Raw genomic sequence first — 25,431 nt, forward strand, 5'->3', positions numbered from 1 at the left:
GCACGAAACATCCGGTTCCACAGGACAGCAGGAGGCCACGCCGCAAAAGACATTGCGACCGCACCACACACACTACTGTTTGCGCCAGCCGATAATCGGGTGAGGCCAAGGCCCACTCGAGGATCGGATACCGCAGATCCGTAGGATCACTTACGATCGACAGGTCCCACCCCGTCGATGTGTCATAAGCCTGACGCAGCTTTGCAGCCCTTGCCCAACGGTCTGGATTTCCCCAAGAAATCCTGTGTCGGGCCCGTTCGTCAGGTTCCCACGTCCCCCCAGGAACGAAATGAATCGATGGCTGAAACTAGCCCTGTGTCGCGCCTCTTTTCAACATCATTGGCACCCTTGACAGGACGGAAGATGAAACGAATCTGACGCCGCATTGAATCTCAACGAAAAGTCTTTTGCGGGCCTCGGAAAATGAGACCGGCACGAAAAAAGGCGCCGCCGAAGCGCCGCCTTTTTACCACAGAGTCGCGGGAATCGGTGAAGTCCGGCTCAGCCGATCGCTTTGACGCGGGCCACCAGCCGCGACATTTTGCGCGCAGCGGTGTTCTTGTGGAAAACGCCTTTGGTCACGCCGCGCATCAGTTCGGGCTGGAGGGCGCGAACGGCTGCGGTTGCGGCGTCCTTGTCGCCGGATGCGATGGCTTCTTCGGCGCGACGGATGAAGGTCCGGATGCGCGAACGGCGGGCTTTGTTGACCTGGAAGCGGGCTTCGTTCTGGCGCGCGCGCTTTTTGGCCTGTCGTGTGTTTGCCATGATATCAGTCTCTTTCGGTTGTCGTGTTCAAATAGGGCAACGCACGCAAACCGCCGGGTTCACTGAACCGGTTTGATTCGAGCCTGAGCGGGCATCACGCGCATTTCAGCGCCGCGTATAGAGCCCGAGGGCCGCATTTGCAAACATCCTTTTGCATTCCGTGGGGCTGCGCGGCAGGGTGGCCGAAACGGAGGGTTTGCGATGACGTTGGAACGGCGGAGCTGGGTTGCGGCCCGGTGCGAGGATCGGGTGCAAGAGATCGCGCAGGACACGCGTGCGCAAGGGGCGGAGGCCATCGCCGCGCGGCTTGAGGCATTGGTCGAAGAGAATCGCGAGATTCATGAGCGCGCGTGCTTCAACCTCAACCCCGCGACCAATGTGATGAACCCGCGCGCCGAAGCGATGCTGGCCAGCGGTCTGGGATCGCGGCCCTCGCTCGGGTATCCGGGCGACAAGTACGAGATGGGGCTTGAGGCCATCGAAGAGATCGAGGTGATCGCGGCGGAGTTGTGCGCCGAAGTCTTCAGCGCGCGCTTTGCCGAAATCCGCGTGCCCTCGGGCGCCATTGCCAACCTTTACGGCTTCATGGCGACCTGCCAGCCGGGCGACACCATCATCGCCCCACCCGCCTCGGTCGGCGGGCACGTCACGCACCAACTTGCCGGCTGCGCGGGGCTTTACGGGTTGCGCACGATTGAGGCGCCGGTTCGGGCGGATGGCTATACGATTGACGCCGAGGCGTTGATGGCGGTGGCCAAGGCCGAGCGGCCCAAGCTGATCACCGTGGGGGCCAGCCTGAACCTGTTCGAGCATCCCGTCTCGGAAGTGCGCGCGGTGGCCGATGCGGTGGGGGCCAAGGTGATGTTCGACGCGGCGCACCAGTGCGGCATCATCGCAGGCAAGGCCTGGCGCGATCCGCTGGCCGAGGGCGCGCATTTCATGACCATGAGCACCTATAAAAGCCTTGGCGGGCCTGCGGGCGGCTTGATCGTGACCAACGAGGCCGATCTGGCAGAGCGCTTCGACGCCATCGCCTTCCCCGGCATGACCGCGAACTTCGACGCGGCAAAATCGGCCGCGCTTGCGGTGACGATGCTGGATTGGAAAGCGCACGGGCAGGCCTATGCGGCCAAGATGATCGAGGTGGCGCAGGCATTGGCGGATGCCCTGAAGGCCCGCGGCGTGCCCGTGTTCGAGACGGCCAAGGGCGCCACTGCCAGCCACCAGTTCGCCATCAGAGCGGCGCGCTACGGTGGCGGGCAGGCCGCGTCGAAACACCTGCGCCAAGCGGGGTTTCTGGCCTGTGGCATCGGGCTGCCGATTGATCCGGTCGAGGGTGACATGAACGGGCTGCGCATCGGCACGCCGGAGTTGGTGCGCTGGGGCGTGGATGTGGCGCACGTGGACCGCATGGCGCAGCTGATCACGCAGGCGCTGGACAGCACCGAGCCCGCGCAGATGGCCCCACAGGTGCGCGACTGGCGGCAGACGTTCGACCGGCTGCACTATCTGCGGTGATCACTTGTCGCGGAACTGCGGTTCGCGTTTGTCGATGTAAGAGGCCATGCCCTCGGCCTGATCCTCGGTCGCGAAGAGTGACTGGAACATGCGGCGTTCGTAATTGATGCCCTCGGCCAGCGTCGTCTCATAGGCGCGGTTGACGGTGTCCTTGACGGCCATGGTGGCCAGCAACGATTTCTCGGCAATCTTGCCCGCCGCGCTCATGGCTTCGTCGCGCAGCTTCTTGGCGGGGACGACGCGGCTGACCAGACCGCAGCTTTCGGCTTCTTCGGCGTTCATGAAGCGGCCGGTCAGGTGCATGTCCATGGATTTGGACTTGCCAACAAAGCGCGTCATGCGTTGAGTGCCACCGATGCCCGCGATGACGCCAAGGTTGATTTCCGGTTGGCCGAATTTGGCGGTGTCGGCGGCGATGATGAAATCGCACATCATCGCCAATTCGCACCCGCCGCCCAGCGCGTAGCCTGCGACGGCCGCGATGATCGGCTTGCGCACCCGCAGGAAGCGGTCGGATTCAGCCCCGAAAAAGTTGCTGCGATACATCTCGACGAAGGATTTGTCGGCCATCTCCTTGATATCGGCGCCCGCCGCAAAGGCCTTTTCGCTGCCGGTGAGGACGATGCAGCGGATCTTGTCGGAGCGGTCCGCCTCTTCCACCGCGTCGGCGAGTTCGCCCAGCAGTTGCGAGTTCAGGGCGTTGAGCGCATCGGGCCGGTTCAGCGTGATAAGGGCGATGCCGTCGCTGTTCTCGACGATGATGGTTTCATAGGCCATTTGGAGGTGCTCCTGCTGGTGTCCGAGAAGGAAGGGTTATCAAAGCTGCACCGGCAATCAAGCTATCTTTGGCACTTGGGGCAGTAGAAGGTCGACCGGCCCGACTGGGGGATGCGGGCGATGGTGCCGGTGCAGCCCTCGGTCCGGCAGGGCGCGCCTTCGCGGTCGTAGACCTGAAAGCCGTGCTGGAAATAGCCCAGCTCGCCATCGGCCTGCCGGTAGTCCCGCAAGGACGAGCCGCCCGCCGCGATGGCCTCGGACAGCACCTCGCGCACGATGGGCACGAGAGAGGCGACGCGCGCTTTGGAAAGGCTCCGCGCCTTGCGTTTGGGGTTGATGCGCGCGCGGTAGAGCGCTTCGCAAACGTAGATATTCCCCAGACCCGCGACGATGCGCTGATCCAGAAGCGCGGCCTTGATCGGCGTGTTGCGGGTGGCGAGAGCGCCGACGAGATAATCTTCGTTGAACGCATTGCCCAAGGGCTCCGGTCCGATGGGTTTGATCAGCCAATGGGCGTCAAGCTGGTCCGTGGGGGCCAGATCCATCGCGCCGAACCGCCGCGCATCGTTGAAGGTGACGCGGGCGCCGTTCTCCATGTGCAGGACAACGTGGTCGTGTTTGGCGGGTGCCGGATGGTCGTGGTGGAACTGTCCCAGAGGATCGCCCGAAACGGTCATCCGGCCGGACATGCCCAGATGGATGATCAACGTCTCACCGGTGGACAGATCCGCCAGCAGGTATTTCGACCGCCGCCGCAGGGCCAGGACCCGCGCGCAGGTCAGCCGGTCCGCCATCCGCTCGGGGAACGGCCAGCGCAGGTCGGGGCGGTTGACCTCGGCGCGGGCGATGACCTGCCCCTCCAGCGAGGGGGCAAGGCCACGGCGGACGGTTTCAACCTCGGGCAATTCGGGCATTGGCAGCCTCCGCGCGCTTTTGGCCATTTGTATCTGAGCATTGGACGCTATATCTGCCCCATAGGCGACGCAAGGTGCGGAATATGACGGACGACCAAACGACTCACTTCGGGTTTGAAACAGTGCCCGAGACGGAAAAGGCGGGCCGTGTGCGCGGCGTGTTTTCCAGCGTGGCCAGCAAGTATGACGTGATGAACGACGCCATGAGCCTTGGCATCCACCGGCTGTGGAAAGACGCGATGATGGATTGGCTGGCGCCGCGTCCGGGGCAGCGGTTGCTGGATGTGGCCGGCGGCACGGGCGACATTTCGTTCCGGTTCCTGAAACGGGCCGGCGCGGGGCAGGCGACGGTGCTGGACCTGACCGAGCCGATGCTGGTCGAGGGGCGCAAACGGGCCGAGGCCGCGCGACTTGAGGACCAGCTTGATTGGGTGATGGGGGACGCCATGGCGCTGCCCTTCGAGGACAACACCTTCGACGTCTATACAATCAGCTTCGGCATCCGCAACGTGACCCGCCCGCAAGCGGCATTGAACGAGGCGTATCGCGTCCTCAAACCCGGGGGGCGGCTGATGGTGCTGGAATTCAGCCAGATCCCCAACGACATGATGCAGCGGCTGTATGATTTCTATTCCTTCAACGCGATTCCGGTGATGGGCAAAGTGATCACCGGCGACCGCGACAGCTATCAATATCTCGTCGAATCGATCCGCAAGTTCCCCGATCAAGAGACGTTCCTCGAGATGGTGAAAACCGCCGGGTTCGAGAACGCGAAGTATCGCAACCTGAGCCTTGGCATCGCCTGTCTGCACTCCGGCTGGAAGGTCTAGGATGCGCGGACCACACAACATCTGGCGTCTGATCCGGACGGGCGCCACGCTGGAACGCACGGGTGCGATGCCGGTCCTGCTGGACGCGGTCGAGGCGCCACGCTTGACGCGTATGGCGATACGGGGGCTGGTCTGGCCGTTCCAATGGCTCGGGCTGAAAGGGGACGAAACGCTCCCCCCCGTGCCGCGCGCGCTGCAGGCGATGGGTCCGGCCTACATCAAGTTCGGGCAGGTGCTGTCCACCCGCCCCGATGTGGTGGGCTCCGGCCTTGCGGTTGAGTTGCGCGTTCTGCAGGACAAGCTGCCCCCTTTCCCGGTCGAGGTCGCCAAGGCCGAGGTCGAGAAAGAGCTGGGCCGCCCCGTCGATGCGCTGTTTTCCATGTTCTCCGAACCCGTGGCGGCGGCGTCGATCGCGCAGGTCCATCAGGCGCAACTGCGCGAGAGCGGTGATTTCGTCGCCGTGAAGGTCCTGCGTCCGGGGATCGAACGGGCGTTTCAGCGCGACATTGACACCTTCTACCTGATCGCTTCGTTCCTCGATGCGGTCTCGCCCTCGTCCCGGCGTCTGAAGCCGCTGGACGTGATCGAACATTTCGAAGGGGTCGTGCTGGGCGAGCTGGACCTTCGGCTGGAAAGCGCGTCGGCGTCGGAATTCGCGGCCAACACGGAGACGGATAAGGGCTTCACCCTGCCCCGCGTGCGCTGGGCGTTGTCGGCGCGCCGGGTGATGACGCTGGACTGGGCCGAGGGGATCAACGCCGCCGAGGTCGAGGCGATCGCCGCCGCCGGGCACGACATGACGCAACTGGCGCAACGGGTGCTGCAACTGTTCCTGAAGCACGCCCTGCGCGACGGGTTCTTTCATGCGGATATGCACCACGGGAACCTCAAGATCGCGCCGAACGGGGATATCATCGCCCTTGATTTCGGCATCATGGGGCATCTGGATGAATACACCCGTCGGGTCTATGCGGAGATCCTGTTCGGCTTCATCCAGCGCGACTACATGCGCGTGGCGGAAGTGCATTTCGAAGCAGGCTATGTGCCCGCTGACCGGGATGTGAACGCATTCGCCCGCGCCCTGCGCGCCGTGGGGGAGCCGATTTTCGGCATGAACGCGGAACAGATTTCCATGGCGCGGTTGCTGTCCTATCTGTTCGAGGTCACCGAACGTTTCGGGATGGAAACCCGCACCGAGCTGATCCTGTTGCAGCGGACTATGGTTGTGGTTGAGGGCGTGGCGCGGACCTTTGATCCGCGGATGAACATCTGGGACGCCGCCAAACCCGTGGTCGAGACCTATATCGCCGACAGCATCGGGCCACGTGCGATGATTGCGGACCTTCAGCGGACGGCGCGGGTGCTCGGGCGGTTCGGGCCACGTTTGCCGGCCTTGGCCGAATCGGCCCTGATCCGGCTGAGCGAAGAGCGTGACCCCGCCCCCCGCGCCCGCCCCTGGCCCGCAGTCGGCTGGATGGCGGTGGGGGCCGGATTGGCAACCGCCGTCGCTGCCGTGATCGCAGGGATCGCCTGATCAGCCTTCGCGCAGGGCGCTGACGTCCGAGGCCAGCACCGCGACGCCGCCTTCCAGCAACAGGACCGACGCGCCGTTCTCGCTGCGGACCTCCTGCACGCGGGCATAGACGTCCGCCACCTCATCCAGCACCACGTTGCCGCCGGAGTGGCTCTCGACGCGGAAGGTATAAACGCCGGTGGGCAGCGGATTGCCGGCGCTGTCCACGCCGGCCCAGTCCACAGGCTCGGCCGATTTGGCGATTTCCATGCGCTGCACCTCGATGCCGTCCGCGTCCAGCACCACCAGTTCGACCTTGTCGGCGATGGCGGCGGGATTGGGCGCGATGGTGATCGGGCTGCCGTCGAAATACGCGGGGGCGGCGGCGCGGGCCTCTTTCCCGACCCAATCGGCCATCTGCGCCATGCCGGTCGTGTTCATCTGCACCATGAGCGAGGACAGAAGGTCATTGGTCAGCACCTGCTGCTCGACGCCGGAAAACGTCGCCAGTTGCTGGGCATAGTCCGAGGCATCGGTCGGGTTCAGGGGGTCCTGATTCTCCATCTGCACGGTGAGCATTTTCAGGAAGGTCTCGAAGTCCGAACTGATCACCGCCTCCGACGTTTCGGTGGTCGGCACGAACGAGGCGGCGGATGGGGTGCTTGCGATTTCCATGGGAAAGCTCCGGTCAGAGTTTGAGGTCCAGACCGCCCGTCGGGGCCGTCCGTGAAGGTGTGTTCGCGGGCATGTCGTCTGCGGCGGCAAGAGCGGGCGTGTTGCGGGTGGGCCGCTCATCCCCGTTCGGGGTGTCGCCCCCGGCCGAGGTGTCGCCGAAGGAGAAGGTCAGGGACGCGTGCCCCATGTCGCGGAACTCCTGAATGAGCTGGTCAAGATTGCGGCGCATCAGATCGGCGGTCTCCGGGCGCTCGGCCATGATCGTCATGGTGAGCCCCTGTTCGCCGGTGGTGAGGGTCATCCGGACGCGGCCCAACTCTTCGGGGTTGAGCGCGATCTCGGTGGTGCCGCCCGCCGCCGGCGGCATCGCCGAGGCAAGCTGCGTCGCGACCTTCGGAACGATCGCGCGGTCCATCATCGGGGCGCTGGCATGGGCAGAGGTCGAGGCAGTCTGCGCGGTTGGCGTGAGCACAAGTCCGTCGGAGTCCAGTTGTCCGGGGGCGCTGTCGAAGGCGCCCAGTTCCAGGGGCGATAGGGACGGACCGAAACCGGTCGTCTCGAAACCCGTCGGCGTAGCAAGGTTCAGCGGCGCGGTTGAAGATACGGCTGTTGAAGACACGGTCGTGCGCACAGTGGGCGCGGTTTGCGGCAGGCCCAGCCGGGCCGGAACAGGTTGATCGACGCGCGGCTTCGGTATCAAATTCGACGTAGCTTGCGGGGTGATTGGCTGCTCGTTTGGCAAAAAACCATTCTGCGTGATGTCCGGAGAAGCGGCTGGCGTCGGAGCGTCCGACTGGGTGAGGTGCGGTGCCTGTGGTCGCTGCCGGGTCTCGGGCAACGGGGTGACGGAACGGCGAGTCGCGCCGTCGGCCATCGTCGCCGGAGCGGGAGTCGCGTCTCTGTTTCGGGACGTGGGCCCCTGCCCTTCAACGCGGAAAGCGGTCATGGCCCGCGCGCCCTGTGATTGCCCCAGCGACCGCCCGTCCGGAAGGGATGGAAGCCGGCTCACAGGGGGCTGCGATTCGGGCGTGGGCGTCGGGGCTTTCGGGGTGGGCGCGGGTGCAGCCGGGCTTGTGAGCTGCGACGTATCGGAGCGCGGCAGTGCGGCGCTAAAGGCCGCCGACCTGTGCGCATCGCGGGGCTGGGTGGGGCGATCGCGCAGACTGACACTGTCAGCGACTTTGCTGCCGATGGCCTGCTCGGCAAGACTGGGGCGGGGTCTGGCACTCTGCGGGTGCACGTCCGACGGCGACGCAGTCCGCCCGGCTGCGCGCGTCGATGCGGCAACGGGCGATTCGACCTGCGGACTGCTTAAAGGTGCGGTTGCGGGCGATGGTGGTGCAGGCACCGCCTTCGCTGTTTGCGATGGAATCGTCACGGAATTTGCCTCCTTCCGCGCGGGGAGGGTTGCGTTTGCCCCCGGCTGCGAGCGGACGGGGGTAGTCTCCTGAAACTGCCCCTGCGGCGGGGCCGGTTCGGCGGCGCGCGACAGGGTCTGCGGCCCCTGGTCCACCGGAATCGGTTGGATTTGCGCCCTCTGATCCACCGGAGTCGGTTGGATCTGCGGGGCTGCTGCGGTCTGGTGTTGCGTCAGCGGCGCAAGCTCAGCCTTGGCCGGTTGCGGGAGCACGGGGGCCGCTGGGTCGGTGGACATACGCGGCATAAAGGCTGGCCCGTGCGGGGGCCGCGCCGGGGCGTCAGTGTCCGGGGCTTCATGGGCGGAGGCGGGACGGCTGTCGAGGCGCGTCTCGGCCGTTGGAACCGGCGCGCGCGCGGCCTCGGGCAAAGGGTCGGTGGCGTCGCCTTCGGCCTTGGGGGTCGGCGTCGGCACCTCACCCTCGGGGAGGGTCGGCAGCGCGGGAGCGGCGGGTGTTTCGGCGGCGATCTGGTCGCTCAGCACCTGCAGAAAGGGGATCTGATCCCCGGTCTCGGACGGTGCCGCCCGCCCTTGGGATGTGCCGGATTTCAGGCCTCCGGACAACAGGGACAAACCCGGGTCGGTATTTTCAAAAGGGAACATCGTCGGCTTCTCCGAGTCGCAAGGTTGCCTTTCTCTAGCGCCCAGATGCTTACCCAATCTTTACCGACACCGGCTAAAGATCGTGAAAATTGTCACGATCGGAGCATACGCTATGAACATCGACTCGACACCATCGCTTAGCCCCTCCCCCCGGACGGGGGGAGACGACCCGGACCTTCGCGCCGCGCAGCTGATGAAGGTCGCACAGACCCTGGAAGCGCAATTCCTGTCGGAAATGTTGAAATCCGCAGGCGTCGGGCAGACGCCGGGCACCTTCGGCGGCGGCGCGGGAGAGGACCAGTTCGCGTCCTTCCTGCGCGATGAACAGGCCAAACAGATGACCGAGGCCGGCGGCATCGGTCTGGCGCAGGCGCTGTTCGAATCAATGATGGCGAAATCCGATGGGTAGCCGCCGGATTGACGGGTTCCTTGCCCTGCTCGAGGAAGAACGCAGCCTGTTGCTGCGCGGTGATCTGCAAGCGCTTGGGGATCTGGCATCGCAGAAAGAGGCGCTGACGGAAACGCTGGAACAGGTGTCGAGCGCGGACCTCGGGCGGCTGTCGCGCGCGCTGGATCGCAACAAGTCCTTGCTGGCGGCGGCGCAAAGCGGGGTGGCCACGGTGCTTGAGACGTTACGCGCCCAGAAACAGGCGCGCCGGTCGCTGTCCACCTACGACCGCGCTGGGCGGCCCGCGACCATCGCCCGCACCAGCGGCGGCACCGAACGGCGGTTCTAGAAAATTGGACTCAAAGGCCATGGATATCGGATGCAGGCATTAAACCCCTGTTAGGGCTGTCGGGTCATGTTGGCCGGGCACCCAGCAACGGGTGGCGCCGACCGCAAAACCGGATCGGCATTCGTCAGAAGGACGCCTCATCCAGCCTGTGCAGGGCTGGTTCATGAAATCCCGGCGCAAAAGCGCCCTTATCTATAGGACCCGAATTATGGCCACTTTCCATGCGCCACCGTGATGGCCGCCGCCTGCGACGACCTTCTTGCGTTTGATGATGACCGGCGCGTTTGATCGATCCGACATGAGCGTCCCCCGTTACTGACGTGGAACATCCCTAGGAGGCAGCGCAGCCGGCGCTGTGATGGAAATGTGGTGCGGCTAGGGCAAACGCTTAAAATACATCTCATCCGGGCCGCAGAACTCGACCAGATCGTAGCCCTTCTGGTCCATGAGTTGCTTGATCTCGGGCGTGCCCCTGTTGTTCTCGATCGCCCAGATTTTCACGTCATGACGCTCGAACGGGAAGCTTTGCAGGCAGGCCATCTCACCGCCTTCGATATCGAGAGAGATGAAATCCGGGTTCGGGATGTCCACGTGGTCCAACAGCGCCGACAGCGTCATCGTCTTGACCGTGATCAGGTTTTCCTTGTGGCGCTTGTCGCTGCGGACCCGTTGCAGCAAGGTCTTGTCGTAGCTGTCCACCAGACCGCTCATCTGGGTGTAGCCTTCGGTGATCTCGACGAACTCGGCTTCCCCCTCATCCAGGGCGATGGCGACCTCAAAACAGGGGCAGCGCCGGACGGTGCGGGCTTTCTCGATCTGCGTGCTGACCGGTTCGACCAGCGCGCCGGTCCAGCCGCGGTGGGTTTCCAGATAGAACGTGTTGGAGCCGGTGACCCCGTCATAGCCACCCACATCGACGAAGGTGCCCCCGCGCATAGCCTTTGTCATCGTGTCGACAACGCGATCCTGCCCCGCCTGCGAGGTATAGGCATACAGCGGCGAGAGCATCTGCTGGATCTCGTGCAGTTGCCGCACGATGGGCGCCCGCGCGCGTGAGCGGTTGTCCTCAAGCTGGCGGGCCAGTTTTTTGGCTTCCTTGCGCAACAGGCGCTGCGCTTCTTTGACGTTCTCGCTCATGTCTCTACCCCGTGGTCTTTGTAGGATTTTTCTTCGATCAGGGCGGACCCCAACAGCAGGTTGATTTTCTTCTTCACCTCGGCGCGGCGGTCGTTGGTGACATAGACCGCGCGGGCAAGACGGATGAAGGTTTCTCCGAAATCCTTGGCCCGTTCGCAATCCCGAATGTCATCCTCGATCACCCAAAGGGCGGCGTTGATCTGATAGAGCTCCTCCCACAGGCCCTGCAACTTCTCACTGTCGGGGATCTGCGCCTGCGCTGTTTGCATCAGCGCCGCTTTTTCCACCTGCACGTTGGCGCGTTTGTCGGGATCGGTGATCCGTTCTTCTTTGAGGCGCAGGATCGTCAGCTTGTCGATCAACTCCCCCGGGGAGGTGGGCACGAGAATGTGGTCAGCCATGGGCTTTCGCTTCCCTTTCCAAAGCGGCATGGGCGGCGTCGAACACCGAAGCCCAGTCCTGCGGCGCGGCCTGCCGGCACAGCCGCATGGAGGGATACCATTTCGTGCCCCGCCCCGCATGGCGATAGACCCAGAAGGCATCCCAGTGCAGCAGGACCCATGTCGGCAGGCCAAGCGATCCGGCGATATGCGCGGTCGCCGTGTCGGATGTGATGATCAGGTCCATTTCGCGCATGGTGGCCGCCGCATCGGCAAAGTCGCGGTCGGTGCTGGCGGTGTCGATGATCAAGGCCGCGCTGCCGTCCTTTTCGTAGGCCTCAAGGAACGGGCCCTTGTAGAGCGAGAAGAGCTGCACGTTGGGAATCCGCGCCATGGGCAGAAAGTCCCGATGGGTGAAAGAGCGGAAGGAGTTGCCCTTGTAGGTGGCCGAGCCGGACCACACGACGCCCACTTTGAACATATCCTGATGGTGCGCGGTGAAGCCTTGCGCCCGTGCGACGGAATCGGGCGGCACGGTAAGGGTCGTGGGGGGCGGGATTTCGCCCCGGTCTTTGGGGCCGATCACCAGTTTCGGCAGGTCCATCAAGGTGATCCAGAGGTCGATCGGGTCGTCGCGATGGGCGGCGGGGCCGATCCAGTCGAGCCCTTCGATCCCGGACAAAAGGCGCGTCAGTGGCGGTTTGGCCACCAGCCGCACCCGCGCGCCGCGGGCGGCCAGAAGGGGAATGAACCGCACCAGCAACACCATGTCGCCGAACCCCTGTTCGGGCAGGATCAGGATCGTCTTGCCGGCGACCTCGTCCCCATCGCGCCAGCGCGGGAAAGGCACGTTGAGCGGTTCAAGCTCGCCGGTCCTCCAGCGGGCGTCGTAGTTGCGAAACGCCGCGCCATACTGCCCGGCCCCCAGTTGCGCGAAGGCCAGTTGCAGCTGGATCTCGGGCTCTTGCGGGTAGGTTTCGACCAGCGGAGTAAGGTAATCGATGGCCTTCTGGTATTCTCCCATCCCGCGATAGCAGCGCCCGATCATCGCGTGATGCATCAGGTGGTTCGGGTTGAGCGCGAGGGATTTCTTGCGCAGCTTGATCGAGCGTTCATAGCCGCCCAGATCCGACAGGATATTCGCGTAATTGTTCAGCACGCCTTCCTGATCGGGGGCGAGGGCATAGGCCCGCTCTTGGGCGATGAGGGCCATATCGTGCTGTTCGCGGGTGCGGTAAAGCGCGCCTAGGTTGGTCCAAATGCCTGCATCGTCCGGATACCGCGCAAGGTAGCGGGCATAGGCCTGCAACGCGGCGTCAAGCTGGCCGGCCTTGTGCCTGTCGACCGCGATCCTGCGGGCGGTGGCCCGATCCGGCGTGGTCATGGGTCAGGACCTGTCGCGCTTGCGGGCGATGGGTTTCAGCAACGTCTCGGGGCGGCGTTCCTCGGCGGCCTCGAACAGGCTGAATGTCTGGTTGACGTAGTTCACGGCCCCGGAAATCAGGTCCATATAGTCCTGAAGCTCGGGCGTCAGCTCGGTCTCGGTGACGGTGATCGGGCGTTCGGGGGACTGTGTCTCGAACCCCATGTAGAACAGCGGATCGCCGCGTTTGATCTTGATCGGCTTGTCGGGCTCGTGCCACTCAAACGCCCACATCAGCGGGCGCGGCCAGACGTTGATCGGGAACCGGCCGCCAAAGATCGTACCGGGCAGCGGATCGCGATTGTAGTGCATGAAGGGGCTGACCTGACTGGCATAGACCGGCTCATCCGAGACGAAGACGTAAGGCAGCGAAAGCTGGATCGTCGGCACGCCCTTTGTGCGCCATTCGACTTCGTTGGTCAGGTGCAGCTTCTCGCCCAGTTTGTTGGCCCGGATCGCGGATTGGGTGCCCGCAAGGTTGCGCAGCATCGGCTTGCCCTGATCATCGCGGACAAAACCGATATGAATGTCGAACGGGCATTTCACCATGAAATAGCGACTTTCCATGTTGATCACCGCCGGACAGCGTGAAGCCGATTTCGCATGTTCGCGGTTCATCTCGACCGAGCGGACCCGTTCGGGCGCGTCGTAGATCACGCCGCCCTTGGATTCGTTCAGGAACCAGCCGACCTGTACGGGGCCACGCCCGGCGTCGGTGTCACGGGTGTTTTCAAATGCCACTGAAAGCCGCATGGCCTTCTCCATCAAATTGTTTGCGGCGATAGAACCGTAAGCCCGCCGGCAAGTCAAAGCCACCGTGAGCGTTTTGCGTGGCGGTCTCATTGCCGTAGCGGGGCAGGACGGGGGCAGCCCGCCGGGCGACGCCGGTGGTTGCGTGACCTAGGATGCTCCGGATGTGCTCTCAGGTTGGTGAGGTTGCTGTCATAAACTGGTAAAACACCGTTCCGGCCCCATATTGTGACCCGTAATAATGAATTGGGGGACTGACCTATGGCGAAGTATGAAAGATCACCGGATGTCATTGCGTCTTTGACGCCCGAACAATTCCACGTAACGCAGGAAAACGGCACTGAGCGGCCCTGGACGGGGCCCTACCTCGACACGAAAGAACCCGGCATCTATGTCGATATCGTATCTGGCGAGCCGCTTTTTGCCTCGTCCGACAAGTTTGACGCAGGTTGCGGCTGGCCGAGCTTCACCAAACCCATCGAACCGGCCCATGTCACGGAAGTGACGGACACGTCGCTGGGCATGGTCCGGACCGAGGTGCGCTCAAAACATGGCGACAGCCATCTAGGCCACGTCTTTCCTGACGGGCCGCAGGACAAGGGCGGCCTGCGTTATTGCATCAACGGCGCGTCCTTGCGGTTCATTCCGAAAGCCGACATGGAAGCCGAAGGATACGGCGATTATATCAATCAGGTGGAGGATATCTGATGACCGAACGTGCAGTGCTGGCCGGAGGGTGCTTCTGGGGCATGGAAGAACTGATCCGCAAGCTTCCCGGGGTTGAGCAGACCCGCGTTGGCTACTCCGGTGGCGACGTGCCCAATGCGACCTATCGCAACCACGGCACCCATGCGGAAGCGATCGAGATCCTGTTTGATCCGTCGCAGATCACCTATCGCCGTCTGCTTGAATTCTTCTTCCAGATCCACGACCCGACGACCGAAAACCGGCAGGGCAATGACCGCGGCATGTCCTATCGCTCGGCGATCTACTACGTGAACGACGAGCAGAAGGCGGTGGCCGAGGATACGATCAAGGACGTCGATGCGTCCGGCCTCTGGCCCGGCAAGGTTGTCACCGAAGTGGAGCCGGTCGGCGATTTCTGGGAGGCCGAGCCCGAGCATCAGGATTATCTGCAGCGCGTGCCCAACGGCTACACCTGTCATTTCATCCGGCCCGATTGGGTGCTGCCGCGGCGCGACGCGGCGGAATAGTCCCTTATTTTGTCAAACGCGGACGGCCCAGCGCGGTCACGCGCAGGCTGGCTTCGATGAAAATCGACTTCGTCTCGATCTGCGATTCCCGCAGATCGAGGCTTTCGCGAAACCGGATGACTTCGACGCCTGCCGCGCGGGCGCGGGCTCCGGCATCTTCGGTGAGCGCAGCGCGCAGGGCGTTCATGGCCTCATCGCGGCTTTCAAACTGTTGCGGGCCGCCGGGCAGATGGGCCGCGAATAGACCTTCGCCCGCGCTGGTGATGCTTCCGTCAGCATGCAGTGCGACCTGACCCACCACAGCCCCGATCGCGTTCGCCACGCCACCGGCGTCCGGCAGGATCGCATCACACCCGAGTGTCTCGCCCACCGCGCCGTAATAGCATTGCGCCGACGCCCCCAAGCCCACCACTGGCACCGCCAGCCCTGTGTTGAGGGTGATGAGGTTTCGGTGCCCGCGCAACCCCGCCACCGTCAGCGAATGCCGCGCCATGCGTGCGGCATCTTCCCAGCCTTCGTCGGCAAAAGCCGTCTCTAACACGGCGAAACTGGTCTGTTTGGTCAAGGCATCGACAATCTGATCCGCCAGCGCTTCGGCGGAGAGGGCGACGCGACCGCCGTTTGCGGTGCGTCTGCGGGCAAAGACGGTCAAAGCGTCCTTGGCAATTTCTGCGTTACCGGCATCGACGCGACCCTGCAGGCGGCTCGCGTCCGTCGGCGTGATGTCGGAAAGGGCCACGAGGCCGCGACGCACAAGACGGCGCAGGGCCGAAAGCTCCACTCTCCTTTGGATCGCGTCGGCCCAAGGCAGGGGGCCAGACGCCAAGCGCTGCGCGACCGCGTCCTCGCGACGGTCCAGACCGCTTGGCAGCTCCGACCATTGGGGCACCACGAACCGTGTGGCGTGTTCCGGTGGCGTTTCGAATTGCAGCGCATGATCGAGTGTGCGGCGCACCAGCGCGGGATACGTGTCCGCAAAGCGCGAAACCGGGATCACCCGTCGCGGGCCCAGCATGACGCCGCCTTCGAGACCGGATGAGAGGGAGACTTCGCTGTCCCCGCCCAACCCGAAGGTGCGCATGGCCACGGCTTCGACCATGGTGCGATAGGGGCCGACCTTTGCCCCTTGGGGGTCCAGCTTGGGGTGCCCACCTTGCAGCACGCAGATATCCGTCGTTGTTCCGCCGATGTCACTGACCAAAGCCTCACGCGCGCCGGTCAGCCATTGCGCGCCGGCAACGCTGGCGGCCGGGCCGCTCAGGATGGTTTCCACCGGGCGATCCCGCGCCAGTTGCGCCGACACAAGCGCGCCGTCCCCGCGCACGACCATCAACCGCGCGTCGATGCCGCGGGACGCCATATGCGCTTCGGTCGCGGCGATAAGCGCGTCGATCATCCCGACCAGCCGCGCGTTCAGAACGGCGGTGAGCGCGCGTTTCGGCCCGCCAAGCGCCTTGCTAAGGTCGTGGGAACAGGTCACCGGGCGCGCCAGCTTGCCCCGGATCAGATCGCGCGCAGCCTGTTCGTGTTCGGGGTTGCGGGTGGCGAAGCGAGAAGCGACGGCGAAGGCGGTGACGCCGTCAGAAACAGTCTCTAACCCGGCAAGAAGCGCTGCTTCATCGAACGGCGCGATGGGGTCGCCTTGATGGTCGTGTCCCCCTGTGACGTGGAGCACGGGATCCCCGGCCAGCGCGTCGAGAAGCTCGCTGTCGGCAAGGGTCTCTTCTTCGAATCCGATAAGCACCAATGCCACCGCGCCGCCCTGCCCTTCGATCAGCGCGTTGGTGGCCAACGTTGTGGACAGCGACACCATCGCCACCTCGGAGCCCTGCATCTGCGCCTGGGACAACACCCCGTCCATCGCGGCGCCGATGCCATGGGACAGGTCGGGCCGGGTGGTCAGGCTTTTGGCCGAGGCGATAACCTCGTTCCGCTGATCATCCAGCAGGACCGCGTCCGTATAGGTTCCGCCGGTGTCGATCCCCATGAGAACTGCCATGATCCGCCTCCTGTTCACTGCGACCTTATCGCCCGTCCCCCCTCGTGCCAGTCCGGGACCGACATGCCAAGGCGGCGGGGGCGACGTTCAACCGCCCGAAAGGCTGCGCAATTCGATGACGGGGCCTTTTGCGGCGGCGGCATCCTCCGCGTCATGGGTGACCATGAGCACCGGCAGGCCCCGGTCCTGCGCTGTCTGAAAGATGAGCGTTCGCACCTGTGCCCTCAGCGCCACGTCAAGGCGCGAAAAGGCTTCGTCGAGCAGCAACGCTTTCGGTTGCGACAGCATCATGCGGACCAGCGCAACCCGCGCCCTTTGCCCGCCGGACAGGGTCGCGGGGTCGCGGTTGGCATAGCCCTCAAGCCCGACATCGCGAAGCGCCTCCGCGATCAGCCGCTGCCGCACCGCCCGCCGCCCGCCGGGGGGCATGCCGAAAGCCAGATTTGCGCCGACGCTCATATGGGGGAACAGCAAGTCGTCCTGAAACAGGATGCCGATTTGCCGCAGATGCGGCGGGGTCGTGGTGATATCGCGACCGTCCAGCGCGATCTCGCCCATGCCGGTGAAGTCCGGCCCCAGCGTTCCGGTGATATAGGCCAGCAGCGTGGATTTACCGACGCCAGACGGCCCCATAACGGTGAGGATCTCACCAGGGGGGATGTGGTGATCGACCTCGATCAAAGGCTTTGCGTCCTTCAGAATGCAGATTTTACGCAGCGTTAGACCCTTATCCATGCAAACCTCTTCGATTGCGCCAGAGCAGCGTCGGGAGCAGCAGGGCCAGCGCGAACGGGATCAGCGCGGCGAGGGTCTGCATCAGCCCGTAGACCCCGATGGCCCGCCGGTCGCCCCCTGAAGCGAGTGCCACGGCCTCGGTCGTCAGGGTGGACACCCGCCCGCCCCCGATCAGCAGGGTCGGCAGATATTGCCCCACCGACACGGCCAGCCCCACCGCGGTTGCTGTCAGGATCGGGCGCAAAAGGGTCGGCAGACGCACCTGGCAGAACACCCGCCACGGGGTCGCGCCCAGCGCGTGGGCCACGGTGGCATAGCGCCTGTCCCAAGCCCGCCACGGATCGCCGAGGGACAGGAAGACATAGGGCAGCACAAAGACCAGATGTGCGAAAATCACCGGCGCCCGCCCGGTGTCGGCACCGATGGACAGAAGCAGCGTCTGCAAGCCGGGCAGAAAGGCCGTTTGCGGCACGAGGAGCGGCAGATAGAGCAGCCAGAGCCCGCGATGGGTCAACCGACGGCCGCTGCGGTGCTCGGATTCCAGACAGCCGAGAACCAGCAAAAGCGCCAGGGCCATCGCCGCGCCCGCGACGACGAATGTCTCACCCATGGTTTGCAACGCAGGGGGACCGTGGCGCGCCCAGGTGCGGGCGGACCAGCCCTGCGGAAAGATGTCGGGAAAGCTCCAGAACCCCGCCACCGACCAGACGGCGAGGCTTATGAGGCCAACGAGCACCGACAAAGCCGAGACCGCGCCAAGAACAAGGGCAGCCCCACGCAGCGCCCCCTCGCCCCGGCCACGGCTTCCGGCGGCAATCCATGCGCGACCCGCGCGGGCGACCAACCGCTCGCCCAGCCACCAGAGGCCGAGCGCCAGGAGCACCAGCGCGAATTGCCAAAGGGCCGCCGCTGCGCCGGTCAGACGCATGGCAAGGTCCGGATCGCCCATCCAGTTGACGATCTGCACCGACAACGTCGGCGGCGTGGTCGGCCCCAGGATCAACGCCACGTCGACGACGCTCATGGAATAGGCGAGCACCACGAAGACGGGCAAACGAATCTGCCGATAGATCCGCGGAAACACGGTCTTCAGCCAGCCGGTCGAACGGCGGTATCCAAGACTTTGCGCCACCAACAGAGACTGTTTCGGCTGCGCCTGACCAAGGGCAACCAGAGACATCAACAGCAGGAACGGAACCTCTTTCACGACCAGCCCGGCGATCAGGGCCAGGCCGCCCGGGTCCTGCAAAATTAACAGATCGGGCGGGCGGTCCCATCCGGTCAAGCCCGGCGAGGCAAGCCGCGCGATCCAGCCTGAGGGCGCGATCAGGAACGCAAGGCCGAAGGCGGCGGCGGCATGGGGCACCGACAGCACCGGAGAGAGCAGACGTTCGAACAGCCGGAATGTGCGTGTGCCGGACCAGCCGGCCATGAACACGGCAACGATGCCCAGCGACAGGATTGTCGCGCCGAGGCCGGTCACCACCGACAGGCGGGACGCCTCGGTGACACCGGGCCAGTGCAGCAAAGCGCGAAACGGATCGAGCGTTGGCCCCAACAAACCCGCCGCGGGCAGGTGGCCGAACGCGGGCAGCACCGTGCCCCAGAGCCCCGCGATCACCGGCCCCAGCATGGCCAGCACGGTAAGCAGGGGCAGCAGCTTCAACATCGGGCCCGCAAGGCGCGGTTACGGCCCGCTGCCGTAACGATCGACCCAATCGTTGGTGATCCGCGTCATCCAGCTTGGGTGCGGTTCGGCCTGAACCGCGCCGAGGTCTTCGGGCGACAAGGTGGCCACGCCGAGGTCAAGCGCATCGAAGGTGGCGCGGTCTTCCGCGGTGAGCGCGTCCATATCCAGCACGGTGCCGTAGCCCAGAACCTCGGGGTCTTGCGCCCGCGCCTGCGCTTCCGGCGACATCAGGAAGTTGGCAACGACCATCGCCCCCGCCTTGGAGCCGGAGTTGTAGGGGATCGCCACGAATGACGCATTGCCAATCGTCCCCTTCTCAAGCACGAACGTGCGCACCGTTTCGGGAAGCTGAAAATTCGCAATGGCCGCCGTGGCTTCTCCGGGGCTGAACGAAATCGCCAAATCGATCTCGTCATCGGCCATCAGTTGCAACTGCGCCGGGCCGGACGCCGGATAGGCGCGCCCTTCGCGCCACAAAAGCGGCGTCAATTCGTCGAGGAAGGCCCAGAGCGGGCCGGTCACGCCGGAATAGGTCTCTTCCGACACCGGGTCCTGCAAGACACTCGGGTCTTCCAGAAGGTCAACCAAAGCCTGTTTGAGGAACGTCGCCCCGAGGAAGTCCGGCGGTTGCGGATAGGTGAAGCGACCGGGGTTCGCGCGCGCCCAGTCCAGAAGGGCTGGCATGGAGGTGAGCGACTCGGGCACGTCGGCGGTGTCATACATAAAGACCACCTGCGCCATCGCCCACGGCGCTTCATAGCCTTCGACCGGAACGGTGAAGTCGGTCTGGACAGTCTTGCCGTCCGTGTCGACCAAGGCCCAATTCGGCAAGTGCTCGGCGAACGGGCCGAACAGCAGGTCCGCTTCTTTCATGGCAGCGAAATTCGCGCCGTTGATCCAGATCAGGTCAATCGCGCCGTCTTCGTTCTCGCCCGCCTGCCGTTCACTCAGCACACGGGTCACTGCGTCGGCGGTGTCCGTCAGCTTCACGTGCTCCAGCGTGACGCCATAGTCTTGGGCGACGCGCTCTCCGACCCATGCGATGAAGTCGTTCGTCGTGGTTGAGCCGCCCCAGGCGTTCCAGAACACCGTCTGCCCGTCGGCCTCAGTCAACACAGCGTCCCAGTCGGCGGGATCAGGGTTGGCGAGGGCGGGACCGGGCAGCGCGAGCGCCGCGAGCAGGGCGAGATATTTCATGGGGAGTCCTTTGAAGCAAAGATGGTTCGGGCCGCGAGGATCCGAAGCGTGGCCGTGGCAAAACAGAGCGTGCCGAAGATGAAGGCGAGAAGGGGGAACATCGCCGGCAACAAGCACAAAAGCACGAAAAACACAATGGTTTCCGTGCCTTCCAGCAGTCCGTTGGAATAGTAGAGGGACTTGGCGCCCTGTGCCGATGTCGCAATCCCGCGTTTCTCGGCCAGAATCGCGTAACCCAGAAAGCTGGTGCCGTTGAAATAGAAGCTGGTCAGCAGAAACGCTCCGGCAACCGCGTTTTGTGCAGGGTCCAGAAGGACAAAAGCGAACGGGACGGCGCCGTAGAACAGAAAATCGCTAGTGATATCGAGGTAGCCGCCGAAGTCTGAGGGCCGCGTCGCCCGCGCGATGGCGCCGTCCAGCCCGTCGGCGAGGCGAGAGGCCAGAAGCGGCAGCAAGGCCCACGCGGGAAACCCGAAAGCGATGAAGAGCGCGGACGTCAAGCCCAACACCAGCCCGATCAAGGTCACCGCATCCGCTGAAAGCCCGCGCGCTGCGAGCGCTACGCCCATGGCGTTCAGGGGTGGGTCGATCAACTTTCGGGCGGCAGCGTCGAGCATCGGACCTCTCGTTCTGGATGGATAATTACTGACCGATGATGTCCCTTCGCGCAATCTGGCTTACGCGAATGTGACAGCCGCGCGAGGCGTCGAACGAAAAAGGCCGCGCAAAAGCGCGGCCTTCCTATCGGTTTGCCATGGATCAATCGGTTTCGGTCTCCGACTCGGCCTCATCGCCGTCGTCCATGTCATCCATATCGTCGCCGTCTTCCATTTCGACCGGGTCGAAGGTCGCGAGGAAGGCATACAGGTCCAGCGCGTCTTCTTCGCTGCGGACGCGGTAGGCCATCTTGCCGCGCGCGCGGTTGTTGTCGAGCTCTTCACGAAGCCAGCCGGTGGGGTCCTGAACGTAGGCGACGAATGCCTCTTCGGTCCAGACTCGGTCTTCTTCGCCCAGCTCGATGAGCGCGTCACTGTAGCGGAAATCCTCGAGCGAGGCGATTTGGCGTCCGGCCAGACCATGAAGGTTCGGCCCGGTCCGCGCGTTGCGCCCGGCCAGCACTTCGCCGTCGTCATCGCGGACAACGTGGCAGGCGACGCACTGGCGACCGAACTGCTCTTCGCCGGCTTCGGCATCTCCGGTCGGCGCATGGCCGTCGGCAAGAACGGGGGCGGCCAATAACGCGGCCGCTGCGATTGTCATTGATCTGATCATGTAACTCTCCTGAACGTTTACGTTTCGGCACTGCTTTCTCGCCCTAGAGATAGCGTGTCCGGCTGCAACGTCCAGCACCAAAGCTGCGACGCCGTAAAAGTCGGCGCGGGGGCCGGTCGCCCGAGGTTCACTTGTGCGCGCCCGCACTTTATGAGGGCGGGGAACGAAGGAGCTTCAGGATCACGCCATGACGCAAATTCCCGCATGGGTGGACGGCACCTTGACCCCCGTCGATAAGCTTGAGGTCCACCAGCGGGGCCTGCGGCACAAGGCGGTGTCGATCTTTGTGATGGACGGAACGCGAGTGCTGATCCAGCAACGGGCTTTGAACAAGTACCACACGCCGGGCCTATGGGCGAACACCTGCTGCACCCATCCCCACTGGGGCGAGACGCCGCAGACCTGCGCGATCCGGCGGCTGTCTGACGAATTGGGGATCGCCGGGGTGCCGGTGACTTATCGCGATCAACTCGAATATCGCGCGGACGTAGGTGGCGGGCTGGTGGAACATGAGGTCGTCGACCTGTTCACGGCGCAGGTTGACGCGGAAACGCTGATGATGTCGCCAAACCCCGAGGAGGTTATGGCCACCCGTTGGGTTGATATACACGAACTGGCGGATGAGGTTGCGCGCACGTCTGATCTTTATACGCCATGGTTGCGCATCTATCTGGCGGACCACCTGGCGGCGGTGCTTGACGGCACCTGACGGCGCTGCGAGCGGATGGCAGAAAATGGTGCCGCTGGAGGGACTCGAACCCCCTACCCCATCATTACGAATGATGTGCTCTACCAGATGAGCTACAGCGGCCTCGGCGCGGGGTTTAGCACCGGATTTCGGCTTGGGAAAGCTTTAATTGCGGCGCTCGACCACGGTTTCTGCTTCACCGTCCTCGACGACTTCCGCGTCGGTGACGCCATCGGTCGCCGCAGGCGGTGCGGGTTCAACACCCGAGGAGGGTGAGGCAACCGGCGCAGGCGTGGGCGGTTCGATCTGTCCAACGATCAGGGGCAGCATTTCGGTGCCCGTCGGCATTGCCGCATCACTCTCGGGCGGCTCGCGCCAGGACAGGGTATCGAAGCTGTGGCAGTTGCTGCAGACCGGCTCCCACGTCGCATGGATGTGCTGGCAATTGTCGCAGATCCATTGCGGGCCGCGCGGTGCGGTCAGGGCCTTTGCCAGCCAGCCGCGCACCACCGCATCCGCGGAGCCTTCGCCCCGTTCGATGGCGGCCATGATCGTCATGTTGCGCGCATTCGGGTGGTTGGCCACAAGGTCGCTGATCGTGCGGCGGGCTTCGGGGAAATCCTCGGCCGCGATGTGGAGTTCGGCCAGCAGCATTTTGGTTTCTGCGTCATCCGGGTGCAGGCGCGTGAGGGTCGAGAACCGCTTCAACCGCGCCTGTGGTGTTTCGTCCGGCTCGATCGCGGCGAAGGCGGCGGCAAGATCGGGATGGGGCTGAACCTCCCACGCTTTTTTCACGACCCGCGTCGCCGCGCGCTTGTTGCCCTTTTCAACGTAGGCCTGCGCCGCCATGAGCGCCGCGGGGACGAGATCCGGCGACATGCGGTTGGCTTCGATGGCGGCTTCATGGGCTTGCAGGGTGTGCCCCGTCTCGAAAATGTCCTTGGCCTCGCACAGGGCAAGGATCGCATCGCGGCGGCGGTGGACGTTGCGGGGCAGTTGCCCGGTCTTGAGCTTGGTCGTCAGGGTCTCACGCGCGCCCTTCCAGTCCGCTTGCTCGGCTTGCAGTCGCAGCAGCGTGTCCTGCGTCTCAACGTGCTTGGGCTTGATCGCGAAAGCCTTCTTGGCAAGGATCATCGCAGTCTCGGTGTCGCCCTGTTCCAGCTTCTGCTTCATCAGCCCGCGCACGCCGACGAAGCGCGTCTTCTCGTCCTCAAGCAGCTTGCGATAGGTCTGCTCGGCGGTCTCACGGTCCCCGGCCAGTTCCGCCGCCTGCGCGGTCAGAAGGTTGGTCAACTCGGGCCGGTGCAGGTACTTCTCGGCGCGGTTCGCCTTGGCCATGGCCAGCCGCCCTTCGCCCGAGGCAAGCGCCATCATCCCCTCTGACAGCGCCTCATATCCTTTGCGCTCGCGGTTGCGCGACAGATAGCGCGAGATGGCGGTTTCATCGCCGTTCAGAAAGCGGAAGGTCGCGATCAGAAGCCCGATCAGTTTGAAGGCCAACCAGACGAGCGCCACCAGAACGATCAGGCCGATCACCATCTCGATGACCGAGAAGGACGCGGCGACGCCGCCGATGTCGATCGTCGCACTGCCCTGCATGTCCAAGAGCAGCGTCGCGCTGTATGTGGCGAGCATCACGAAGGCGACGAACGCCAAAATCTTAATCAGGGACCATAGCATCAGGGGACAGCCTTCGGGTTCAGTTGTAGGTTTCAGACAGGGCGGCGATGGCGTCGAGAACGTCGGCCCGTTCGGTGGCGCGGGCGGTCCAGTCGGTCATTTCGGCGCGTGCAACCTCGGGCAGGGCCTCAAGCTCGGCCAGTGCATCGTCGATCCGGCCTTCTTTTACAGCCGCTTCGGCGCGAGACAGCACTGCATCAGGACCGGTGCCGTCGCGGGGCGCGGTCGAGCGGACGTCGAACTGGCTGCGCAGGAAGCCACCAAGACCGGCGGCGTCGTCCGATTGCCCCTCGGCGCGGGCAGTGGCCAGCGCATCACGGGCGGCTTGCGGGAAGGCGGCAATCAATTCAGCCTGAGTGGCCACACCGCTTGGGGCCGCATCGGAAAGCACCGGCGCAACATCTGCCTCTTTCAGATCGTTCAAGGCATCCTCGAAGGGCGCGCCGGTCTCGACCGCGGCGGCGATCCGGTTCAGCGCCGCGCGTGCGGCTGCAGCCTCGGCCGCGGCGACCGCTTCCTGCTCCAGCGCTTCCGCCTCGGCGCGGGCGGCGGCAAGATCCGCTTCGGCCTGCGCGGCGGCGGTCAGAACGGTCTCCTGCTGGGCCTCCATCTCGGCGCGCAGATCTTCCAGCTCACGCTGATAGGCCTCGAGCGCTGCGTCGGACAGGGTGCCGTCGGCGTTGGGCTGTTTTTCCAAAGCGGTCAGACGGTCTTCAAAGGTCGTAGTCTGCTGCGACAGTTGCTCTTGCACCTCGGTTACCTGCGCGGCGGTCTGGTCGGCCAGTTCGGTCAACCGACCCTCAAGATCGGAAAGGTCCGGCGGAGGCAGATTGCCGATGCGATCGTCGAGCGCGGCAATCCGGTCGCTTTGGGCGGCAACTTCCTGCCGCAGGGCGTCTGCGTCGGTATTGCCAGTCAGGGGATAGTAACTGCCCACGGCATATCCGATCCCGCCGGCGATCACGCCGCCCAACAACATCGGAAAGAAGCCGGACGATTTTCGCGGCTGTGCAGGCGGTCTCACGGGCGCGGGAACGGCGGCGTCGGTTGAACGGGGGCGATCCGATGGTTGAGGGCGGTCGGATTCGGGCGTGTCAGTTTCGGCGCCAAGGTCTTCATCCTGCGCGTCATCCGTGCTGTCGGGACTGCTGCCAACGGGGGCGAAGGGCGATGTCGGAGCCGGTTCACTGTCCGAAACGGTCTCATCATCAAACTGTGAGGGCTCCGTTTCGTCCGCCGATTTCTCATCTTCGGAAGGTGTTTCACCCGCTTCGGCCAGCGTATCACCCGCGCTGTTCTGCGAGCTGTCGCGTGTCACCGGATTACGGTCGTCCTTGCCGGATGGCGCATCGGCCGGATCCTTCACCGGTTCTGGAGTATCGGCCCCGTCCACGTCGGGCGTCTGCGTCTCGGAAACCTCAACAGCGTCCGTAACGTCTGGATCGATCTTGGATTTCTTTGTCTTTGGTCTCGAAGACTTCGCCACGCGCCTCACCTACTCAAATTTTTTTCGGAGC

25 protein-coding genes, 1 tRNA gene and 1 pseudogene are annotated in these 25,431 nt (G+C 64.3%); 8 read left to right on the forward strand and 19 right to left on the reverse strand.

Annotated elements, in window-relative coordinates; all coding sequences use genetic code 11:
• Positions 1–501: 501 nt before the first annotated feature.
• Positions 502–765 carry a 30S ribosomal protein S20 gene (gene rpsT / locus DC363_RS02945; RefSeq protein ID WP_108639649.1) on the reverse strand — a complete coding sequence of 88 codons (264 nt, stop codon included), beginning with the start codon at positions 763–765 and terminating at the stop codon, positions 502–504.
• A gap of 201 nt (positions 766–966) precedes the next feature.
• Here rpsT and DC363_RS02950 point away from each other — a divergent pair, with 201 nt between their 5' ends.
• A complete protein-coding gene (locus DC363_RS02950) occupies positions 967–2,283 on the forward strand; it encodes a serine hydroxymethyltransferase (RefSeq protein WP_108639650.1) in 1,317 nt (438 codons plus the stop codon).
• On the opposite strand, the gene DC363_RS02955 is transcribed toward DC363_RS02950, so the two are convergent.
• A complete protein-coding gene (locus DC363_RS02955) occupies positions 2,284–3,060 on the reverse strand; it encodes an enoyl-CoA hydratase (protein WP_108639651.1) in 777 nt (258 codons plus the stop codon). It lies immediately after the preceding gene.
• 62 nt (positions 3,061–3,122) lie between these two features.
• Positions 3,123–3,974, reverse strand: a complete 852-nt coding sequence (gene mutM / locus DC363_RS02960) for a bifunctional DNA-formamidopyrimidine glycosylase/DNA-(apurinic or apyrimidinic site) lyase (RefSeq protein WP_108639652.1) — start codon at positions 3,972–3,974, stop codon at positions 3,123–3,125.
• Positions 3,975–4,057: 83 nt separating this feature from the next.
• On the opposite strand from mutM, the gene ubiE reads away from it, so the two are divergent.
• Both ubiE and ubiB read left to right on the forward strand, forming a co-directional pair.
• Positions 4,058–4,804, forward strand: coding sequence for a bifunctional demethylmenaquinone methyltransferase/2-methoxy-6-polyprenyl-1,4-benzoquinol methylase UbiE (gene ubiE / locus DC363_RS02965; protein ID WP_108639653.1), 747 nt, complete (start codon positions 4,058–4,060; stop codon positions 4,802–4,804).
• Between the two features lies 1 nt (position 4,805).
• On the forward strand, positions 4,806–6,338 hold the full coding sequence (gene ubiB, locus DC363_RS02970) for a 2-polyprenylphenol 6-hydroxylase (protein WP_108639654.1): 1,533 nt from the start codon (positions 4,806–4,808) through the stop codon (positions 6,336–6,338).
• Here ubiB and DC363_RS02975 read toward each other — a convergent pair whose 3' ends face one another.
• Positions 6,339–6,992, reverse strand: coding sequence for a flagellar hook capping FlgD N-terminal domain-containing protein (locus tag DC363_RS02975; protein WP_108639655.1), 654 nt, complete (start codon positions 6,990–6,992; stop codon positions 6,339–6,341).
• A gap of 13 nt (positions 6,993–7,005) precedes the next feature.
• Positions 7,006–9,012 carry a flagellar hook-length control protein FliK gene (locus DC363_RS02980; protein WP_108639656.1) on the reverse strand — a complete coding sequence of 669 codons (2,007 nt, stop codon included), beginning with the start codon at positions 9,010–9,012 and terminating at the stop codon, positions 7,006–7,008.
• A gap of 112 nt (positions 9,013–9,124) precedes the next feature.
• Between DC363_RS02980 and DC363_RS02985 the strand changes: the two genes are divergently transcribed.
• Positions 9,125–9,421 carry a rod-binding protein gene (locus tag DC363_RS02985; protein ID WP_108639657.1) on the forward strand — a complete coding sequence of 99 codons (297 nt, stop codon included), beginning with the start codon at positions 9,125–9,127 and terminating at the stop codon, positions 9,419–9,421.
• Positions 9,414–9,749, forward strand: a complete 336-nt coding sequence (locus DC363_RS02990; protein WP_108639658.1) for a hypothetical protein — start codon at positions 9,414–9,416, stop codon at positions 9,747–9,749. Before DC363_RS02985 ends, DC363_RS02990 begins: the two co-directional genes overlap by 8 nt.
• A gap of 210 nt (positions 9,750–9,959) precedes the next feature.
• Here DC363_RS02990 and DC363_RS17080 read toward each other — a convergent pair.
• From DC363_RS17080 to DC363_RS03015, 5 genes and pseudogenes are all read right to left on the reverse strand, one after another.
• A pseudogene (locus tag DC363_RS17080) lies at positions 9,960–10,049 on the reverse strand (chemotaxis protein MotB); the annotation flags it as partial.
• A gap of 75 nt (positions 10,050–10,124) precedes the next feature.
• Positions 10,125–10,886, reverse strand: a complete 762-nt coding sequence (locus tag DC363_RS03000) for an FkbM family methyltransferase (RefSeq protein WP_108639659.1) — start codon at positions 10,884–10,886, stop codon at positions 10,125–10,127.
• Complete coding sequence (locus DC363_RS03005) at positions 10,883–11,287, reverse strand: DUF6165 family protein (RefSeq protein WP_108639660.1); 405 nt, start codon at positions 11,285–11,287, stop codon at positions 10,883–10,885. Before DC363_RS03005 ends, DC363_RS03000 begins: the two co-directional genes overlap by 4 nt.
• Positions 11,280–12,650, reverse strand: a complete 1,371-nt coding sequence (locus DC363_RS03010; RefSeq protein WP_108639661.1) for a tetratricopeptide repeat protein — start codon at positions 12,648–12,650, stop codon at positions 11,280–11,282. The genes DC363_RS03005 and DC363_RS03010 overlap by 8 nt, the downstream gene beginning before the upstream one ends.
• 3 nt (positions 12,651–12,653) lie before the next feature.
• Positions 12,654–13,442, reverse strand: a complete 789-nt coding sequence (locus DC363_RS03015; RefSeq protein ID WP_108639937.1) for a hypothetical protein — start codon at positions 13,440–13,442, stop codon at positions 12,654–12,656.
• Between the two features lie 258 nt (positions 13,443–13,700).
• Between DC363_RS03015 and msrB the strand changes: the two genes are divergently transcribed.
• Together msrB and msrA are read left to right on the forward strand one after the other, a co-directional pair.
• Positions 13,701–14,147: a peptide-methionine (R)-S-oxide reductase MsrB gene (gene msrB, locus DC363_RS03020; RefSeq protein WP_108639662.1), complete on the forward strand. Its 447-nt coding sequence runs from the start codon at positions 13,701–13,703 to the stop codon at positions 14,145–14,147.
• Positions 14,147–14,653: a peptide-methionine (S)-S-oxide reductase MsrA gene (gene msrA, locus DC363_RS03025; RefSeq protein WP_108639663.1), complete on the forward strand. Its 507-nt coding sequence runs from the start codon at positions 14,147–14,149 to the stop codon at positions 14,651–14,653. Before msrB ends, msrA begins: the two co-directional genes overlap by 1 nt.
• Positions 14,654–14,657: 4 nt before the next feature.
• Here the strand turns inward: msrA and DC363_RS03030 are convergent, their stop codons facing one another.
• The 6 genes from DC363_RS03030 to DC363_RS03055 all read right to left on the reverse strand — a co-directional run bounded on the left by DC363_RS03030 (position 14,658) and on the right by DC363_RS03055 (position 21,543).
• Complete coding sequence (locus tag DC363_RS03030; protein WP_108639664.1) at positions 14,658–16,652, reverse strand: hydantoinase/oxoprolinase N-terminal domain-containing protein; 1,995 nt, start codon at positions 16,650–16,652, stop codon at positions 14,658–14,660.
• A gap of 87 nt (positions 16,653–16,739) precedes the next feature.
• Positions 16,740–17,387 carry an ATP-binding cassette domain-containing protein gene (locus tag DC363_RS03035; RefSeq protein WP_108639665.1) on the reverse strand — a complete coding sequence of 216 codons (648 nt, stop codon included), beginning with the start codon at positions 17,385–17,387 and terminating at the stop codon, positions 16,740–16,742.
• Positions 17,380–19,056 carry an ABC transporter permease gene (locus DC363_RS03040; RefSeq protein WP_108639666.1) on the reverse strand — a complete coding sequence of 559 codons (1,677 nt, stop codon included), beginning with the start codon at positions 19,054–19,056 and terminating at the stop codon, positions 17,380–17,382. The genes DC363_RS03035 and DC363_RS03040 overlap by 8 nt, the downstream gene beginning before the upstream one ends.
• Before the next feature lie 18 nt (positions 19,057–19,074).
• Positions 19,075–20,274, reverse strand: a complete 1,200-nt coding sequence (locus DC363_RS03045) for an ABC transporter substrate-binding protein (RefSeq protein WP_108639667.1) — start codon at positions 20,272–20,274, stop codon at positions 19,075–19,077.
• Positions 20,271–20,891 carry a CDP-alcohol phosphatidyltransferase family protein gene (locus tag DC363_RS03050; protein ID WP_108639668.1) on the reverse strand — a complete coding sequence of 207 codons (621 nt, stop codon included), beginning with the start codon at positions 20,889–20,891 and terminating at the stop codon, positions 20,271–20,273. The genes DC363_RS03045 and DC363_RS03050 overlap by 4 nt, the downstream gene beginning before the upstream one ends.
• Before the next feature lie 142 nt (positions 20,892–21,033).
• Positions 21,034–21,543, reverse strand: a complete 510-nt coding sequence (locus DC363_RS03055) for a c-type cytochrome (protein WP_422396398.1) — start codon at positions 21,541–21,543, stop codon at positions 21,034–21,036.
• A 190-nt stretch (positions 21,544–21,733) separates the two neighbouring features.
• On the opposite strand from DC363_RS03055, the gene idi reads away from it, so the two are divergent.
• Complete coding sequence (gene idi / locus DC363_RS03060) at positions 21,734–22,255, forward strand: isopentenyl-diphosphate Delta-isomerase (protein WP_108639669.1); 522 nt, start codon at positions 21,734–21,736, stop codon at positions 22,253–22,255.
• A gap of 26 nt (positions 22,256–22,281) precedes the next feature.
• Here the strand turns inward: idi and DC363_RS03065 are convergent.
• The 3 genes from DC363_RS03065 to DC363_RS03075 form a co-directional block, all read right to left on the reverse strand.
• Positions 22,282–22,357: transfer RNA gene (locus tag DC363_RS03065), tRNA-Thr, on the reverse strand.
• Between the two features lie 42 nt (positions 22,358–22,399).
• A complete protein-coding gene (locus DC363_RS03070) occupies positions 22,400–23,914 on the reverse strand; it encodes a heme biosynthesis protein HemY (RefSeq protein ID WP_108639670.1) in 1,515 nt (504 codons plus the stop codon).
• A gap of 19 nt (positions 23,915–23,933) precedes the next feature.
• Positions 23,934–25,400 (reverse strand): hypothetical protein, encoded by a 1,467-nt coding sequence (locus DC363_RS03075; protein WP_146180740.1) that lies wholly within the window; start codon positions 25,398–25,400, stop codon positions 23,934–23,936.
• Between the last annotated feature and the right edge of the window lie 31 nt (positions 25,401–25,431).

The sequence above is a fragment of the Thalassorhabdomicrobium marinisediminis genome (assembly GCF_003072065.1).
Taxonomy (GTDB): domain Bacteria; phylum Pseudomonadota; class Alphaproteobacteria; order Rhodobacterales; family Rhodobacteraceae; genus Octadecabacter; species Octadecabacter marinisediminis.

What these genes read in the sequence shown, in the direction of transcription:
- idi (WP_108639669.1), top strand. Translation starts at nt 21,734, where the DNA reads ATGACGCAAATTCCCGCATGGGTGGACGGCACCTTGACCCCCGTCGAT.
- DC363_RS02950 (WP_108639650.1), top strand. Translation starts at nt 967, where the DNA reads ATGACGTTGGAACGGCGGAGCTGGGTTGCGGCCCGGTGCGAGGATCGG.
- DC363_RS03015 (WP_108639937.1), bottom strand. Translation starts at nt 13,442, where the DNA reads ATGCGGCTTTCAGTGGCATTTGAAAACACCCGTGACACCGACGCCGGG.
- msrA (WP_108639663.1), top strand. Translation starts at nt 14,147, where the DNA reads ATGACCGAACGTGCAGTGCTGGCCGGAGGGTGCTTCTGGGGCATGGAA.
- DC363_RS03010 (WP_108639661.1), bottom strand. Translation starts at nt 12,650, where the DNA reads ATGACCACGCCGGATCGGGCCACCGCCCGCAGGATCGCGGTCGACAGG.
- DC363_RS03035 (WP_108639665.1), bottom strand. Translation starts at nt 17,387, where the DNA reads ATGGATAAGGGTCTAACGCTGCGTAAAATCTGCATTCTGAAGGACGCA.
- mutM (WP_108639652.1), bottom strand. Translation starts at nt 3,974, where the DNA reads ATGCCCGAATTGCCCGAGGTTGAAACCGTCCGCCGTGGCCTTGCCCCC.
- DC363_RS02985 (WP_108639657.1), top strand. Translation starts at nt 9,125, where the DNA reads ATGAACATCGACTCGACACCATCGCTTAGCCCCTCCCCCCGGACGGGG.
- DC363_RS02980 (WP_108639656.1), bottom strand. Translation starts at nt 9,012, where the DNA reads ATGTTCCCTTTTGAAAATACCGACCCGGGTTTGTCCCTGTTGTCCGGA.
- DC363_RS03005 (WP_108639660.1), bottom strand. Translation starts at nt 11,287, where the DNA reads ATGGCTGACCACATTCTCGTGCCCACCTCCCCGGGGGAGTTGATCGAC.
- DC363_RS02975 (WP_108639655.1), bottom strand. Translation starts at nt 6,992, where the DNA reads ATGGAAATCGCAAGCACCCCATCCGCCGCCTCGTTCGTGCCGACCACC.
- msrB (WP_108639662.1), top strand. Translation starts at nt 13,701, where the DNA reads ATGGCGAAGTATGAAAGATCACCGGATGTCATTGCGTCTTTGACGCCC.
- ubiE (WP_108639653.1), top strand. Translation starts at nt 4,058, where the DNA reads ATGACGGACGACCAAACGACTCACTTCGGGTTTGAAACAGTGCCCGAG.
- DC363_RS03040 (WP_108639666.1), bottom strand. Translation starts at nt 19,056, where the DNA reads ATGTTGAAGCTGCTGCCCCTGCTTACCGTGCTGGCCATGCTGGGGCCG.
- rpsT (WP_108639649.1), bottom strand. Translation starts at nt 765, where the DNA reads ATGGCAAACACACGACAGGCCAAAAAGCGCGCGCGCCAGAACGAAGCC.
- DC363_RS03070 (WP_108639670.1), bottom strand. Translation starts at nt 23,914, where the DNA reads ATGCTATGGTCCCTGATTAAGATTTTGGCGTTCGTCGCCTTCGTGATG.
- DC363_RS02955 (WP_108639651.1), bottom strand. Translation starts at nt 3,060, where the DNA reads ATGGCCTATGAAACCATCATCGTCGAGAACAGCGACGGCATCGCCCTT.
- DC363_RS03000 (WP_108639659.1), bottom strand. Translation starts at nt 10,886, where the DNA reads ATGAGCGAGAACGTCAAAGAAGCGCAGCGCCTGTTGCGCAAGGAAGCC.
- ubiB (WP_108639654.1), top strand. Translation starts at nt 4,806, where the DNA reads ATGCGCGGACCACACAACATCTGGCGTCTGATCCGGACGGGCGCCACG.
- DC363_RS03030 (WP_108639664.1), bottom strand. Translation starts at nt 16,652, where the DNA reads ATGGCAGTTCTCATGGGGATCGACACCGGCGGAACCTATACGGACGCG.
- DC363_RS03050 (WP_108639668.1), bottom strand. Translation starts at nt 20,891, where the DNA reads ATGCTCGACGCTGCCGCCCGAAAGTTGATCGACCCACCCCTGAACGCC.
- DC363_RS02990 (WP_108639658.1), top strand. Translation starts at nt 9,414, where the DNA reads ATGGGTAGCCGCCGGATTGACGGGTTCCTTGCCCTGCTCGAGGAAGAA.
- DC363_RS03045 (WP_108639667.1), bottom strand. Translation starts at nt 20,274, where the DNA reads ATGAAATATCTCGCCCTGCTCGCGGCGCTCGCGCTGCCCGGTCCCGCC.